Below are 16594 nucleotides of genomic sequence, written 5' to 3'. Positions count from 1 at the left end.
TCATGGCCCGCCCACCGCGCCCCTCGGACCGTCGGGGCGACGCACGCGATCGCGCGTCGTCCCGGCGGCCCGGTGAGGCGTCGGGTGCCATCCGGCGCCGGGGGACCGGGGCGGGCCGTGGATCCACCGCAGGTCGCGGCACCGGAGTAGACGCCCGCGGCGCCGACGGCCGCGCTGCCGGCACCGACGCCGGGGGAGCGGCCGGGACCGACCAGCCCGACGACGGCACTCGCCGGCAGCCGCCCCGTCGGCGGACGCCGAGCCGCGAACGCGACCGGCCCGTCCCGGCCTCGGCCCGCTCGGGCAGGGTCGGCACCACCGCGCATCCGGAGGCCCACCGCCTCACCACGCGCACGGACCTGTCCGACACCCTGTTGGGCCCGCGGAACTACACACCGCGGCGGATCGGACTCCTCGCCGTCGTCGCCATCATCCTGCTCGTCACGGTCTCGTTCCCGTTGCGCAACCACTACCAGTTCCTGCGCGACGAGAAGGCTGTGGCGCAGGAACGGGCCGCGATCGAGGCGACGATCGCCGAGCTCGAGGCCGAGCAGGAACTGCTGTCCGACCCGGCGTACATCGAGCAGCAGGCCCGCATCCGCTTTGGCGCCGTCAAGCCGGGGGAGACCCCGTACCGGGTGTCGATGGTGGACCCGGTGGAGCAGGCGGCGGCCGAGCAGCGGGCGGCGGAGATCGCGGCGCTGCCGTGGCAGACGCGGGTGTGGCGCTCGATCTCCGAGCCGACCGCGCCGATCATGCCGGAAGGCTCGGCCCTGCTCGAGGGCACCTCGATCCCCGGCGGCCCCGACACCCCGCCCGTACCGGTGGTCCCCGACGGTGTGCCCGGCGGTGACGACCCCGCCGCCCCCATCCCGGGCGGCGTCCAGGAACAACCACAGGAGAACCCCTAGCGTGAGCGCCGACCAGAGCGTGTCCAGCGAAGATCTCGACGCGATCGCGGCCCAGCTGGGCCGGCCGCCGCGTGGGGTGCTGGAGGTGTCCTACCGCAGCCCCGACGGCAAGCCCGGCGTGGTCAAGACCGCGCCGCGGCTGGAGGACGGCACCCCGTTCCCCACGCTGTACTACCTCACCGATCCGCGGCTCACCGCCGAGGCGAGCCGTCAGGAATCAGCGGGGATCATGAGGGGGATGACGACGAGGCTGGCCAACGAGCCCGAGCTGGCCGCCAACTATCTGCAGGCGCACAGGCGGTACCTAGAGAATCGGAACGCGATCGAGGACCTCGGCACGGACTTCAGCGGTGGCGGCATGCCCGAGCGCGTCAAGTGCCTGCATGTGTTGATGGCGTACGCGCTGGCCGAGGGGCCGGGCGTGGTGTGGCTGGGCGACGAGTCTGTGGCGCTGGCCTGCGAGGCCGGGCTACGCGGCACCGCCCTGCCGACCGACTGGCCCACTCCCGAGGAGCTGGGCGTGCCCGACTACCTCGCCATGGACGAGCAGTGACCGCTGCAGTGCGCGTCGGGGCGATCGACTGCGGCACCAACTCCATCCGCCTCCTGGTCGCCGAGGGCGTCCCCGGCGAGTCCGGGCTCACGGATGTGGTTCGCGAGATGCGGATCATCCGTCTGGGCGAGGGCGTGGACGCGACCGGGAGGCTGTCCGAGGGGGCGATCTCCCGCTGTCGCACGGCCCTCAGCGACTACGCGGCGACCATGGCCGAGCTCGGTGTGCAGTCGGTGCGAATGGTGGCCACCTCCGCGACCCGCGATGCGGCCAACAAGGACGAGTTCTTCGGCATGACCGCCGAGGTGCTGGGCGCCCACTTCCCGGGCGCGGTCGCCGAGGTGATCTCCGGGCAGACCGAGGCCGAGCTGACCTTCGCCGGAGGAGTCTTCGACCTGTCGCCTTCCGATGGGCCGTTCGTGGTGACCGACCTCGGCGGCGGGTCCACGGAGATTGTGGTGGGCGAGCTCGCCGGCGGTGAGGTGCGGCTGCTGGGCGCCCGCAGCCTGGACATCGGCTGCGTGCGGATCACCGAGCGACTGTTGCACTCGGACCCGCCCACGGCCGACGAGATCGCCGAGGCCCGGGCGGTGGTGGCTCAGGCGCTGGCCGAGGCCGGCGATGTCCCGGTGGGTCGCGCTGCCCGCTGGGTGGGCGTGGCAGGCACCTTCACCACGCTCTCGGCGCTGGCGCAGGAGCTAGGGGAGTACGACCCCGAGCGGATTCACGGCAGCGTCATACCGCTCGACCGAATGCGCGAGGTGTGCGACCGCCTGGGGGCCTCGTCGGTGTCCGAGCGGCGCAGCATGGGGCCGATGCACCCCGGCCGCGCGGACGTGATCGGCGGGGGAGCGATCGTGGTGCAGGCGTTGTGTGATGTGATGGCAGAGCGCGCGGGGTTGTCCGAGCTCACGGTGAGTGAGAAGGACATCCTGGACGGCATCGCGATGTCGGTGCTAACCCGCCTAGTTGGCTAGCCCGACCCGGCGCCCCACGCGCCACCCGGTCCCGCTCCGGCGGAGCCGGCAAGCCCCCATAGCCCAATTGGCAGAGGCAGACGGCTTAAAACCGTTTCAGTGTCGGTTCGAGTCCGACTGGGGGCACAACAGTGACCGCTCTCGGGGATGGAAGCGAGAGCGGTCGCTCGGGATCAGTTTCCGGCTTTCGAGATCTCGACGAGGCGCCAGAGCCAGAGCGAGGCGACTCCGGAGGCGATCTTGTTGTGGAAGGCCAGCGGATCGAAGAACTGAGAGGCTTGGATCGTTGCGCTGATAGCCGCGAGAACCTGGTTGGTGCTTGCGTTGCCTACTACATGCGGGTTCTCGAATTCGGGGAGCATCTTCCCACACATAGCCTTGACGGGGTCGTCGCACTGGAACGGTGCGAAATCACGAACGAACTCGACGCGGATTTCCGCCGTATCTTCCGGAGTGACTGTCTGGCTGCACAATTCGTCGAACCTATCCGCAAACTTTGTGAGCGGTGCGAACGGAGACAGATTGGCTGTCTCTTCTAGATTCTCGGCCTCCTCGTTCTTGTCTGGGCGGAAGGTGAAAACCAATTCCTCGGGATCGATGTCGAGATCGTCGAAGAGGGCTCGGAGTAGCCTAATCTTCGCGTCCGTGGAGCTGGAGGTGTATACCGCCAGTCCTTCGTCGACTTTTCTGTACTCGTTTGGAATCTTCTGTGAATCCGATTCGATCACGATGTAGTTCGTACTCTTGCCTGCATGCTCCATGACCTCTTTGCGGGAGTGCTGGAGAAGGACCGAAATTAGGCGTGGAAGCATGTCTGCCCACGATTCCACGGTCTCCTTGACATCGCCAAACTCATAGGCGACAAGTGTGCGACCGCGGAACGTCCCCCCCTCTCCGAGGGAGAGGGAGGGGAGCACTGCGGCTGGAGGCCGGAAATTGGTATGAGGATATGACCAGTAGGCTTGAGCAATCGAGGCGAGTTGTCGCGAGCGCTCCTCTAGTTCAGCTGGCCCCCATTTCTCAACTTCTTTGAGGTAGTTGTTGAGTCGGTATGGGGAGTCGTCGATGCCGTTCTTCATCGTCTTCTTGCGCTCGAACGGGGAATTTGAGTACGAGGGATTGTATCCGGTGACCGTGAGGTTCCCGATTCGGTGCAGCCACGTCTGATGAGTTTCTTCGGCGTCATCGCCGAGTTCATTCCGCCAGGACTGGGTAAGTTTTTGGGGCATGATGTGTTCGATAGATACCGTGCCAGCTTCCAACGCTCCGGCTACGTCTCGAACATCTTTCGATTCACGGTTCTCAAGGCAATCGAACAGGTATTGCTGATACTTGCCCCTGAGCGCGTACGAGTTGCGCGACTTGAAGGCTGAGAGGAATTCGTCATCGTCGGGGAATCTTCCGCTACCATCACGCCGCTGCAGCAAGTAGATGAGTAGGTCGGGGTGCGGTTGGGATGCAGTCCGGAGGCGTCGCGCCTCGCCGTAGAGCGTTGCGAAAATCTTGTTAAGGGCGTTCGTGCCGATGCTGCACGTTATTCGTCGATAGAGGTATGACTCCAGGATGGAGATCACATCGGACAGCTGCTCGTCGGTGGTGGTACCCAGATGTACTTCTTCGACTAGAGGCAAGAGATAAGGTAATACGACGTCACCTTTGATCGCGTTGAAGCGACTGAGGCGTTGGTCGGTCTGTGGGAAGCCTGTCTTGGCATCCTGGATTGCGCGAGTGTACTTGGCATATGTATGCATGTGCTCGAGGATTTGGCTGATGGTGGACCTCGAGCTTGAGATGTACTTTCGAAATGCGGTGTAGACCTCTTCTTTCTTCGGGGTCTTTCCTGTCGTGGTCACCAAGTACCAACGGATGTACCAATCGGTCTTGTGCCAGACAAGCTTCTCGATCGGGTTCCAGAAGTCCTCGTAGATGCGCTGCTGCTGCTTGCGCGGCAGGTCCATGAGGACGAGGTTGCGGATCTTGTCACCCTCTGTGAGGGAGAGTCCAGTAGAATTCAGGCTTTCGAAGATGCGTTGGGGGTCATCGTGGGGCTCCAAATCGCATAGCATCACTTCTAAGCGGCATATCGCGTTCCACACTTCGTCGCCTGACAGCTCCGTTTCGGCTAGGCGCTTAAGGAAGTATCGATAGTTCGCGGTGATGTTCGACGTCTCAACGTAGTCGGCCGTAGGACCAAAGAGTTTGCGGTACGCGCGATCGTCGTCTTTGACCGGCTTGAGCTTGACTTTAACCTCGTCGGTGGCGTCGTCATCGACCAAGAGGAAGTCACGTTCGATCTTTGTCGGAATCGTCTTGTCTGTGAATGAAATGACGCCGTTCTTCGCCGCGTTGACGAGCGCCAAGGTGAGGATGCTCACCGTGGTCAATCTCTGCTGGCCGTCAATGACGATCCATTCAAAGGTTCCTTCTGGCTTGCCGACCACCGCGCCGAAGAAATGCTTTGGGCGGTCATCTCTGATCGTGGCTTCGAGGTCGTCGAACAGCCTCGTGCACTGCGGTATGGACCAGTCGTAATTGCGCTGGTACACGGGTATATGAAGGGTCTTGCTACGGCCCTCGTACACTTTGTAGATCTCGGTTGCCCCGCGCAAGACGAACTCCTTCTAATTAATTGACCGCAGAAGTGCGGCCAGGATGGCTACTGATTGAGATTATCGATCGTGACGGTGGTATACGAGCGCATCTGATCGAGGAGTCTCAGCGCGTCCGCACGCTTGAGCACCTCGTGATGTCGGTCGTTGAACGCGTTGCGGAGGCAGCCGAAGCAGCTTGTCTCGAGGCCACAGTCGCAGTTGTCCACACGCCGGTACGCCGCGTCGAGCACGGTGTTGATGTTCTCGGTGATCTTTCGAGACGCCCCGGCCCCTGCCGGGACGGTGTCGTAAAGAACGATTGATTGGGTGCGTTTCGACCACGAGAGTGTCGCGTCGATGTCGTCGCGTGAGATCTCCAAGCCCTCAGATGCGCCCTCGAGTAGGGCGTACATCAACGAGCGTAAGGAATTCGGGCTTGCGTCAACCAGACCGCGGGGGACTATCTCCGCGGTGTCCGTCTGATATCGGTGTCCCAGTGCTACCAACTCGAAGCTACCTTTGCAGTCTGCGCCGGTGAGGGGGTTCGTATGGGCGGTGGACCGGTCGCCCATATGGGGCTTGGCCCATCCGCAGTTGGTGCAAATTCGGAATCCAGCGCCCATGCCCTCAGAAAGCACGACCATCTTTGCTCGCACGCCTGAGGTAGCGGTGGTGGTGGTCGTGCCCCCGATGAGCTCGACCCGTGAGATCGAGTCACCCGGATACTCCACATGGGAGGAGCCGACCGTTCCCCGCGACGGGGGTGCTGACCCAACGGGATCGGGCACGGGATCTGCGACGAACCCCCACTCGGGAATGATGAACCGCCGGATCGCCTTGTTGCTGAACTCGGTCTCGCACACGGCGCACATGCGCTCGGCGTCGGCCAGAGATAGTCCAGTTTGGAATGCGCCGCAATTGTTGCAGACCCGGTATTCATGGCGGACAAATGCTTTACCCGGTTTCTTAGCCACCGCGCGGGACGTCCACAGTTTTCCGGCCGCCACCACTTGGTTTCCGGGTGCGTAGTCGAGGATGGCGAGGGCCAGATCGCGATCCAGCTCGAGCTTTTGGCCTGCAGGATCGGGCGAGTGGTTGGTGCGCAGACCAACTGTGTCGACTGGGAACCCGTACTTGGGGAGGATGTTCTTCTGGGCAAGTACGGCGATCGTCTGGCGAGTCTCCACGGTGCGCAGGGTTCTGTCCAGCAGGCTGGCGAACTTGTAATTCTTCTCGGCAGCCGCATTCTCCTGAAGCCCGGTGAGCTGCGCCCGTTCCAGACGGAGCTCTTCTGCCACTGTCTCAAACCGCTCGATTAGGTGGCGGACCCATCCGTTGTCAGCCACACCGAGTTCGTCGTGGAGCTCGCCGGGAACCACGCGCGCCACGGCGTCGGCGAGGTGCGACGGGACCGGCGTGAGGAACGGTTCGATCTGCCGCCATGCCTCGTCGGCCGGGTTGTCGGCGCAGAGGAGATCGGCGACGTGGGGGAACTCTCGCCCGTAGCTTTCGAACTGCGCACGCAGGAAGTCGGCGAGGACGATCGAGTGGATGTGTCTCCGAGCGATGCGTTCGTTGTCGATCGGCACCCACGGCACGCGCATGACGCCGTTGATCATGTTCGTGGGGTCCTGGAAGCGAGCGAGGTCACGCGGTCGCCGTTGAGCGTAGGTGGTGACGAAGGCGGCAGAGTCGGACCGACGGCCCGCCCGGCCGGCGCGCTGCACATAGTTGGCGGTGCGTGGCGGCATGTTGCGCATAACGACTGCCTGGAGGTCGCCCACGTCCACACCGAGCTCGAAGGTGGTCGAGCACGAGAGCACGTTGATGTCGCCCCGAATGAAGCGGTTCTGAATATCCAGCGCTTCTTCTGCAGTCCATTGCGCGGTGTGTTCGCTGGCGGACATTGGGGCGAGTGCCATGGACCGGTACAGATGCCGGTAGTGGTTCTCTTCCTCGCGGAGTGACGGGATCGGGGCCAGTTCGAGCACACCGTCGCAGTTCAGCGTCGGGCACACGTCTAGTGCGTTGTGGGCGGTTCGAGACCGGCAGACGGAGCACCGCCACTACTGTGCTTTGATACCGGGCCTAAGGTCGATCATCCGGTGATCGAGCTGGCTCGTCCCCACGGTAGGCGTGTTGTCCTTGAGCCAACCGAGGCCATTCCCGCGGCTTCCGCCCGCTCCGAGAATGATCCACAGCCTGTCGAGAAACTCGCGGGCTTGGTCGCGCTTACCGACCTTCTCCAGGACACGTTCGAGGTAGTTGAGCCGCTTGTTTGTCCCGCGGGTGGGAGCCCAGGACAGTTGTTTGCGACGACGGTCGGAACCATCGGAGCGCATAGAGATCACAACATTCCGCGGGGCGAACAGTTCGTCGGTGGCGTCGACCCCGTCGGGCATGGTCACTGCACCCTGGCGCCGGACCATCGCCGCCAGCTGCTGCAGGACAGCTCGCGCACCGTCGGTATCGAGAGCTTTGACGAGGGGCGCAGGAAGAGGGGCATCCTCCGACAGGCGCATGCTCACATGGAGCAACCCCAGGCCTTCTAAGGATTGGCGGGTGTCTGTGCCGATGAGATCGGACATGAGCCAAGTGGCTACGGCCCGGTCGGTGTGGCGCTTGGAGTCCGTCGCTTCGAAAAGATGGGCTTTACGCCCCACGGGCACGGCGTCGGCTACCAGGTCATCGATGGTGGCCGCGTCGTCTTGGTAGTAGGGGGAGTCGATGGTCTGGGTGAGTAGACGACGCTGGACCAGCCGGGAGTAGGTGCCATTGAGGTATGGGGCGGCGTATGCGGCGGCCTGCCGCGAGTCGCTGAACATGAGAAGCTTGCGGCCCTGCCCGACCAGATCGCGTGACTCGTCTCCAGCGATCGGTAGCTGCTGGTACAGCGAAGTGGCAACCACCGCAGCTGGCGCATCGTTGCCGAGATCGAGGCGCCGGATCAGGTGGTTCTTCCGCGCCCCGCAGTGGATGCAGGTCGACAGGCCCGCCTTACTGGTGTGAAGGTCGAAGATCGGCCGGATGGTGCCCTTGCTGCATCCGGAGGGGCAGGCGGAGACCTGACTATCGGAGAGGGCACCGCAGCCAGTGCATAGCCAGGTGGCGGAGGTGTTGAGACGCTCCTCCTCTGCGGCAAGGATCGAGTCGTCCTCGTCCTCCATCACGTCGGCAGAGTCGAGGAGGGCGAACCACCGTGCGAGGTGGGACCGCCCGGTTACGGGGGTCAGCCGGTCGTCTTCGACCTGTCCGGCTAAGTGGACGGTCCCGCACGAGGTGCAGGTGGCGAACTCGAACATCGCGGCTGCGCACGTCGGGCACTCCTCGTGCCTGGCCAGGGCGACGTGGGGGCCGCTCTCGGAGAGACACGCGAAGGCGCCCTCGGTTGCGCGGACGAAGAAGTGGTATCGGGCAGATAGCACCGGGTGCCCGTTGTCCGCCTTCACCCGTCCACCCAATCGGACGAGGGTCTCGAGAAGCCGCTCGGCCTCCGGGTGATCCGGCAAGATTTGCCCGGCGAGGACGCGGATGTCGACGGGGCCATCTGTGAGGGCGGCACGGAGGGCGACGATGTGGCGTTCGTGATCGAGTGCCTCCCCGGCGCTCGGCATTCCCGACAGCTCGATCAGTCGATCGAGGTCGGGCCCGCCGTCGTCTCCACCGAAGCCCCAGTCGTCGGTCGGGCCGGTCACCACCTCGAGGAGTTGCTCGGGGGTCAGCTCCCAGGTCGCGGCATCCGGGGAACTGATCCGCACCGCGTGGACGACGTCCTGCCGGGCGGGGTCTGACGAGTACTCGAAGTCGGCGTTGAACAGTTCCGAGGCGAAGGTCGTGACCTCGGACGGTTCGCCGTCGAGCGACGCGGAGGTGGCGATGTACTGGAGCCGCTCGTACGGGGCGACCCGGTCCTTGAGCCGGCGCAGCAGCATCCCGACCTCCGCGGCCTGGGCGCCGTCATACACGTGGGCCTCGTCCAGTGCCACGAACCGCCAGGTCTGGGTTCCGTGGTTCGCGAACAACTCGATATCCCGGGGGCGCAGGAGGAGGTACTCGAGCATCGCGTAGTTGGTGAGGAGGATATGCGGCGGCTCGGCCTGCATCTCCTCGCGGCTGAGCTTCTCATTCGGCAGGAGCGGTTCACCGGGGTGGAGCGATCGGAAATGCCGATGGGCGTCCTTCGCTGTGTGCTTGGTCTCGCCGGTGTAGCGGCCGAAGGTGATCTCGGGGACGTCCGCGAGGAGCGCCCGTAGCCGCTTGAGCTGGTCGTTGGCGAGGGCGTTCATCGGATACAACAGCAGGGCCCTGACTCCGGGACCGAGAGTTCCCGCGGCCTTCTCGGCCAGGAGGTGGTTGAAGATGGGCAGGAGGAAGCTCTCGGTCTTGCCCGAGCCGGTGCCGGTCGTCACCACCACGTTGCGGCCGGCCACTACCTTGCGGATCGCGTTCTCCTGGTGCGCGTAGAGCGGCCTTTCCAAGGGCAGTTCAGGGCCGGCCAGGCGCGTGAACGTGGGTTCCAGCACGCCCTCCTCGATGAGATCGCTCAGCGACTGTCCCGGGGCGTAGGGCGGGGTGGTCTCGAGCAGCGGCCCCTTGGTGAGGTCGCGCGATCTCGCCACCTCGCCGACGAACTTGTCACGCAGGCTGGCCTCCTTCGGGTGGAGGATCGTGGTGAGGTACCGCTTGTACGTCGTCTCGATGGTCCGGGCGGTGATCAGCGGGTCGAGTATGTCGGTCACTGTTCTCCTAGGGGGTGACGATGAGGTCGACGATGTCCTCGTCGGTCATAGAGTCGAATGAAGAATAGGGATTGCGTCTGCGATCACGCAGTGTCATCCGGGTGACCAGGGCCTCCGCGATGAGGAGGTCGATCATGGTCTGCCGGGGCTCTCGTGCGGCGAACCAGGCCCATGTCGTGTCCAGGCCCGGGGGCGGGTCCAGTCGGATCTCGTCTGCGGCAGCCAGGCGGGCGTAGAGGCAGAACGTCAGACTGGCGAACGGCGCGTTGGCCCAGGGGTGCGCGTTGGTGACGTTCCCCAGCTTTCGGGTCCGTGCGGTCACCGCCCGCCAGAGGACACCGAAGCGTTTGACCTCACCGAGTGGTGAGAAGCGCCCCTCGAACAACACCCCGTAGAACTCTCGGAGCTTGTCGATTTCCGAATCCTTGTTCCGGAACAGGGCCCGATAGGCGTCGTACCTGGAGGCCGCGTCGGTGAGACCCCCGGGGACCAGTCGCTTGGTGTCGAGGAACTTGTTCACCTCGTCGGGCCGGTCGCTCCGCAGAACCAGTTCCGCGTCGAGGGACGCGGAAATCGCCAGCGGATCACTTCCGGTCTTGAGGATGTCGATCAGGGTGCGTCCGCCCACGCCCTGGAGGCGGCTCCGTAGCACCATCCGCTCTTCCACGCTCGCCGCGGGGATGTCGGCGATGGTGATGAGAACGTGGAGCCAGGGTTCCGACGAAAGCGCGGTGCTGGCGGCTCTGGCCAGCAAGTCCTCGCGGCCGTAGGGCTTGAACGAGTGGAAGACCAGGCCGGATCGAATGAGCAGAGCGAGCTTGTCGGAGGAGTCCAGTGGCGCGGCGGCCAGGGACAGTGCAGCTCGACGGGGAGAGTTACCGAGCAACCGGGACAGTTGGCGGAATCGCTGATCGTCGCCGGCCTCGAGTCCGCGTGAGAGCAGGCCGAGCGCGGACCACACTTCCGGGCGGGTGGGGTCGATGTCGTCGGTACCGACCAGGCCTAGAAGGAAGCGAGACAGCCCACTCGTCGCGGGGTCAGTGAAGTCGCTCGGGCGAGAGATCCGAACGCTGTCCCCGGACGGCAGGGGCGAGGGCGGAATCGGGTCCCAGTCGTCCTGGACGGCGGGGGCGATCCGCAGGTCACCCACCTCTCTGGCCGACGCGGGTAGTGCCGCCCGGCCTCTGACGAGTGGCACGGTGAGGACCGGGCTCCAGGGGCGGGCGACCTTCCAGATATGGACCGTCGTGTCGGGGTGTAGGTTGCGACCCCGGACGAGGATCTCGTCTTCCTCGACCGTGATCCTCACGTCTGCGGCGACGGTGTTGAAACGGATGATCGGAGCTGCGTAGGTGCCGTCGGGGTACTTCAGCTGGAGCACCACTTCCCCGGACTGGGCCTGGCGGGCGGCCCCGGCGAGGCGATCCGCGGTCATGGTGAGGACGCCGCCGCGGGAACGGGAGGTTAATTTCTCCCGCGCTCGTACCGAACCGGTGTGATCGCGGACTTCTGCCACCACGTCGATGTCCTCGGGTATTCCGCGGACGGCGAGTACTGCTCCGGTGAAGTCGTCCGGGCGACGCCCGATCTGCCTGTCGCTCCATGAGGGAACGCCGCCGACCGGCGTCATCCGGAATTCCATCCGCGGGGGCCGGACGGTGACCATTTCGGAAGCTGCTCCCCGACGGATACGGAGTGGCCGCTTGGAATCGTCGGGACCGAAATGCAGGTTCGGGTCGAGCACCACCAGAATCGGGTCGTCGGACCAGACCGTGGCGGTGACTTCGGTAAGTCCGTTGTCGGTGGGGATGCGGAGCGTGTCGTCGTAGGCGATCTCCAGCCCCTCCGCGACGAAGACGCTCGTCTCGAACCTCGCGCCGAAGGGTCCCGTGACACGCACGTCGAAGCGGCCGAGCTGTGCGGGTTCGTCAGCGAACAGGGGGACCTCGCCGCCATCCGGAGAGATGTAGTCGCCCTGGACGACCCATTCCGTGGCGCCGGCTCGCCGATACCGGATCGTCCACGTCGCCTCGGACCCACCGAGGGCAGGCAGCACGATCCACGGACGGTCGTGCAGAACGGGGAGCTTCTCGCTGAACACCCCGGGGAGAACGGGGAGCGGGTCGTCGGGTTCGTCGAAGAGAGCAGGAAGCGCCTGGCTGCCCACCGGGAGGTCGCGTACCTCGTCCTGGGAGGTCCGAGTCCGCAGCGAGGTGGTCTCAGTGAGATCCCACTGGCGGATGGTCCAACCGTCCCAGCCCAGGGGCGCGCCGAACTCGTCGATCACGCGGGGTGCGTGGGGATGCTCGCCCAGAACGGTGAGATCGCCCGGCAGGACCGTGAGCACTTCCGACCTGGGCAGGCGCGCGGTGTCCGGGATGTGTTCGCCCTGCGTGGTGAAGAGAATGAGTGGCTTGGACGCGTCGTAAAGACGGAGTTCGATCGGGTGCGTCAGGGAGGGATGCGTCACCACGACACGGCGGGTGGGGTGTTCAAGCGGGACCTCGACTGATCGATCGCTGCTGAACTTCTCGGCCGCGACCCGAACCACGTGGTTGTCCAGCGTGACAGTCCACGGAGCTGAGGTGTGGCTCGAGGGGGCCGGGATCCGTACCACCATCGAATCGTCCGCCTCCAGGTGGAGGGTGGGCGAGAGCCGCGACCTCCGGCGCTGCGAGCGGACCGATCCGGAGACGTCCGCATCCTGGAGTGCCCGACGGAGTGGATCGACGAGCAACTCGGGAAGGAATGTCTGGTCGGTGGTTAGCGTGGAAGCGTCGGAGGCTGGGTTCTCGGCGATCTCGGCCACGATGCGGGCCATCTCGCCCAGCAGCTCGGCGCCGCGTGCTCCGCTGTAGCGGACGAAGTTCCTGGTGGGGTAGTCCAGGCGCTCGAAGACGTGCTCCTGTCCCGGCTGCCGCACCCAGTCGACGAAGGGCTGGGTGTCACGTGAGGAGACCGAGCCGATGTAGGTGCTGAGCACCTCGATGAGTCGGCCCGCACTGGCCGCCGGGGTGCCGGCATGGATCGCAAGGCGCTGGACGTGACTGGACTTCGACAGGCCCTCGATCGGGTCCAACCCGAACTTCTCCAGCAGCGGGAGGACGAGGTGCCGGAGGTGATTCTCGTCGTTGTTGCCGTGCTCGACCTTTAGTCGGCCCCAGTACCGGTCCCAATAGGTGTTGTCCTCGAGACCGATGGACGCCATGCCCACCAGGGACATGAGCGTGGCGGCGGGGAAGTGGTGGGCGATCTGGGCGACGGTGGTGCCCCGCCCGCGTGACAGGCGGTAACGGTCGCCGTACACGTCCAGAAGGACGTCGAGTTCCACCGCGGACAGGTCGGTGTCCACGGCGAGCGTGGCTTCGGCCAACCTGTCGCGCAGCGCGGCTTCCCACGCGTCGAGGTCGTCGTCCGACGTCAGGTTTAGCCCGGGATGAGGGCCACCGGACGTGGGGGTGGCGTGCTCGTGCGGGCGGATCGCGCTGGTATCAGCGTCCGTCGAATCCTCGTCCGCAGGTGGCGTGACCGCGTGGGTTGGTTGAGCGAGTACCGGCTCCTCTCCGGTGGGCGCGCCACCCTCCTCCAGGCCGGTAAGTGGGGAATCGCCTGTCGGGGTCGAGGTACCGGGGCGGACAGTGCTGACGGTCTCTGCCGGCGTTGTTTCCTGCGGCGGTGCGGGATGATCCGTCTCGGTGGAGAGGTCCCCCACGTCGTGAACGAGGAGTTCCACCGCTTGGGCGAGGGTCACGTCGAGTAACCCCAAGCGTCGGCGCAGCTGCGGATGGGTGGACAGGGCGACGTTGCCGTCCGGGGAGATGAGGGTCTCCAGCCAGTGCCTCATCTCCGGTGAGTCCGCGGCCTCACGCGCCTCGGCGACGGCGGCCTCGAGAATGGTGTCGAGGTCGTCCTGGAATTCCCGGTTGACGTACGCGCTCGCGGCGTCGGCGTCGCCGCCCCTGAGCCGTATGTCGATGAGTGCGTAGAACCTCTCGGGCGGGAGCGCGAACACCGCGCTGCTCACCGCCCGCAGGACGGGATCCCGGGGCCAGGTGGGTTCGGGCACCGCCGCGGCCGCGGCGTTGACCTGGGAGAGGGTGCGGTGGAGTCGGCGCCCGTCGGCTCGCGTGAGAGGGGTGGTGACGTCCTGAGAGGGCCGGACGGCGAGAGCGGCGAATGTCTCTGGCGGTTTCGCGGAATCCACCACCAGGCCGAACTGGGACGGGATGAGCGGATAGATCTCGCCGAGCGCGGCGTCCCCGGCCCCCCGGAACGCCGAGGCGAGTTCGAGAACCGTCTCGACGCGGTCCTCCGGGGAGGTCTCGGCGACGAGAGCGCCGCCGGACACGGGAACCTGTTCGACGACCTGATCCCAGAAGGGGAACGCGAGCCGCCAGGTGTACGTGCCGGTGCTGCTCGCGTCTGTCACGATGCGGAGTCCTCCGTGGAGATGCCGGGTAGGAGTGGTGACGGCTGGGCCCCGGTTGTGACGACGAGCTGATCGCGGGCCCGGGACGCGGCCACGTAGAGCAGGGACCGCTCACGCCTGCGCAGGTGCTCCCGGTCCTCGTCGGTCAGTCCGTGGCGGACGGGCGCGGGGACGGTCCCCTCGCTCACGCGGGCCAGCACGACGTGGGTGAATTCCATCCCCTTGGACGAGTGCATGGTGGTCACGTGCACGCCCGAGCCTTCCCCGGAGCTGATCTCGATGCCGCGGGACTCGAGCCCGTCGATGATCCGGTCCACGTCCCGACGGTTGTGGGTGAGCACGCCGATCGACGCCTTGGGGTTCTCGGCCAGCCAGGAGCGGATGTGACCCTCAGCGATGTCGAGCTCGCCACGGAGGGTGTCGGCATGGCCCACCTGCGGCGCGGGACCGCTGCGGGCCGAGCGGTAGCCGGTGAGGTTCTCCGACTCGCCGTCGGTGTCGACGAACGTCTCGCCGGCGAGGATGCCCATCGCGAAGCGCAGGTTCTCGTCGGTGGTGCGGTAGTTCAGGGTGAGCCGCGAGGCCCGGCCGCGGATGTTGATCCCGTAGTGGGACAGCACGGTGGGGCGGCCGTAGATCCGCTGGTGGCCGTCCTCGGCGATGAACAGGTCGTTCGGGCCCTCTGCGACGAGCGCCCGCAGCAACCGCCAGTGACCGACGTGGAAGTCCTGCGCCTCGTCCACCACGACGTGGTCCAGCAGCCGTCCCCCGCCGGCGTCGGCGATCCCGTCGAGCACGGCGGCGGCGAGGCACCCGAGCACCTGGAAGGTCTGCTTGTTCTCGCGACGGGTGATGGCGAGGTAGGACTCGATCGCGGACCACACCGCGGTGCGGGCCTTGCGGTTCAGCGGCGTGCCCCGGCCGCCGCGGTCTGCCTTGAGGTAGCCGGCCTTGGTGGTGATGCCCTGCGCCAGGACGACGGTCTCCAGTTCCCCGCGGAGGAACTCGGGGCTCGCGGTCGCGCCCTCGGGCTTCACCGCCGCCCGCTCGACGGCTTCGAACCACAGCTCGCGCTCATCGTGGTCGCTCAGCGGGGAGGGGACCGAGGAGAGAGACTGGCCGATGACGGCGGGCCCGGCGGCAGCGAGTTGGGCGGGTGTGGCCCGGTTCAGCACGGTCATGGCGGTCTGGTCGATACCGGCCACGGCTACGCCGTCGTCACCGATGGCCGGGGCACGGGACAGGCCGGCGTCGAGGATCTTGAGCTGCGCCGAAAGCGAGGCCGCCAGGACCCGGGTGAAAGTGGTGAGCAGCACCCGAGGGGTGGGGGCGTCGGCCGAGTACTCGGCGGGGGCACCGGTGAGCGATCGGGTCGCCAGGGCGCGGGTACGGTGCAACGCCACCACGGTCTTGCCGGTGCCCGCGCCGCCGGAGACGCGGTAGGCGCCGTTGCGGTAGCGGGTCGCCAGCACCTCCTGCGAGGGGTGAAGGAAGGTGGTCCACGCCTCGAAGTCACCGTTCTCGATGATCTCGCGCATGACGTCGGTCGAGTCGCCGCCGCTGCCGAGAAACGTGAACTGCATCCGTGCGGCCGGGGCGGTGACCGCGCGGATGAACTCGTCAGTGTCGGGGTCGGACACCTCGGCGTCGTCGGCCGTGGCGCCGAGCCGCAGCTCGTCGCGGACCTGGTCGAGGGAGTAGCCCACCGCCAGCCCGAGGAGGGCGTCGCGTTCCCACGGGGCTGCCGCCTGGAGCGCGGCCTCGAGTTCCGACAGGGTCGTGGACGCCAGCGCCGGACCGGAGACGGCGGGGTCGATCCCCAGTTCGCGCGCGAGGACGTCGGCGTCGATCCCGTTCGCCGCGAAGTCGGGGGTCGGGTCCTCGACCACCGCGGCGACCGGGGCCGACTCAGCCGGTGCCGACGCCTCGGGACCAAGACCGGACTCCGTCTCCGCGCCCCCGGTCGCGGCCCCATCCTCAGTTACCTGCCCGGCCTTGGCCGCGGCCTCGAGTGCGGCGGCCTTCTTGGCCTGCTCGGCGGCCAGCTTCGCATCGAGCGCCGCGGCCTGTTCGCGGACGAGGGTGAGCACGCCGTTGACCGGATTGACCCGGAGCTGCATGGTCGCGGCGGCGTCGTAGGCGTCGTCGTGTGGGTAGGTACCCACATAGACGTAGTGGGTCTCGGCGCCGCCGTCGATCTTGAAGACCAGGGCCCGGAACTTGTCGTTGACCCGTACCGATCGGATGCGGCCGTCCACGGCGTTCTTGATGGGCTCCACGTGCGCGCCCACCGCGGTGTCGTCGGCCTGCAGCTTGGAGAGCATGTCGAACACGCGCTTGCGCAGAGAACCGTCGAGGTTCTCCTTCTTGTTGATCAGCGTGATGGTCGCCATC

At 66.2% G+C, this 16594-nt stretch carries 8 protein-coding genes and 1 tRNA gene; 4 read left to right on the top strand and 5 right to left on the bottom strand.

What is annotated here, in order from left to right:
- Positions 1-2 precede the first annotated feature (2 nt).
- The 4 genes from RWK90_RS03535 to RWK90_RS03520 all read left to right on the top strand — a co-directional run bounded on the left by RWK90_RS03535 (position 3) and on the right by RWK90_RS03520 (position 2567).
- Entirely contained in the window at positions 3-911 is a 909-nt protein-coding gene (locus RWK90_RS03535; protein ID WP_314034819.1) for a septum formation initiator family protein, read from the top strand.
- A 1-nt stretch (position 912) separates the two neighbouring features.
- On the top strand, positions 913-1464 hold the full coding sequence (locus RWK90_RS03530) for a DUF501 domain-containing protein (RefSeq protein WP_314034817.1): 552 nt from the start codon (positions 913-915) through the stop codon (positions 1462-1464).
- Positions 1461-2441: a Ppx/GppA phosphatase family protein gene (locus RWK90_RS03525; RefSeq protein ID WP_314034815.1), complete on the top strand. Its 981-nt coding sequence runs from the start codon at positions 1461-1463 to the stop codon at positions 2439-2441. The genes RWK90_RS03530 and RWK90_RS03525 overlap by 4 nt, the downstream gene beginning before the upstream one ends.
- A 52-nt stretch (positions 2442-2493) precedes the next feature.
- Positions 2494-2567, top strand: a tRNA-Leu gene (locus RWK90_RS03520).
- A 47-nt stretch (positions 2568-2614) separates the two neighbouring features.
- Here the strand turns inward: RWK90_RS03520 and RWK90_RS03515 are convergent.
- From RWK90_RS03515 to RWK90_RS03495, 5 genes are all read right to left on the bottom strand, one after another.
- A complete protein-coding gene (locus tag RWK90_RS03515) occupies positions 2615-5050 on the bottom strand; it encodes a DUF262 domain-containing protein (RefSeq protein WP_314034813.1) in 2436 nt (811 codons plus the stop codon).
- A 47-nt stretch (positions 5051-5097) separates the two neighbouring features.
- Positions 5098-7023 (bottom strand): Zn-binding domain-containing protein, encoded by a 1926-nt coding sequence (locus RWK90_RS03510; RefSeq protein WP_314034811.1) that lies wholly within the window; start codon positions 7021-7023, stop codon positions 5098-5100.
- 75 nt (positions 7024-7098) lie between these two features.
- Positions 7099-9771, bottom strand: a complete 2673-nt coding sequence (locus RWK90_RS03505; protein ID WP_314034809.1) for a DEAD/DEAH box helicase — start codon at positions 9769-9771, stop codon at positions 7099-7101.
- Positions 9772-9778: 7 nt separating this feature from the next.
- Complete coding sequence (locus RWK90_RS03500) at positions 9779-14200, bottom strand: hypothetical protein (protein WP_314034807.1); 4422 nt, start codon at positions 14198-14200, stop codon at positions 9779-9781.
- On the bottom strand, positions 14197-16593 hold the full coding sequence (locus tag RWK90_RS03495; RefSeq protein ID WP_314034805.1) for a 3'-5' exonuclease: 2397 nt from the start codon (positions 16591-16593) through the stop codon (positions 14197-14199). The genes RWK90_RS03500 and RWK90_RS03495 overlap by 4 nt, the downstream gene beginning before the upstream one ends.
- Between the last annotated feature and the right edge of the window lies 1 nt (position 16594).

This window comes from Dietzia sp. CH92 (assembly GCF_032248695.1).
Taxonomy (GTDB): Bacteria; Actinomycetota; Actinomycetes; order Mycobacteriales; family Mycobacteriaceae; genus Dietzia.
Note: the sequence above shows the minus strand (reverse complement) of the source record. Positions and strands in the feature narration are given on the sequence as shown.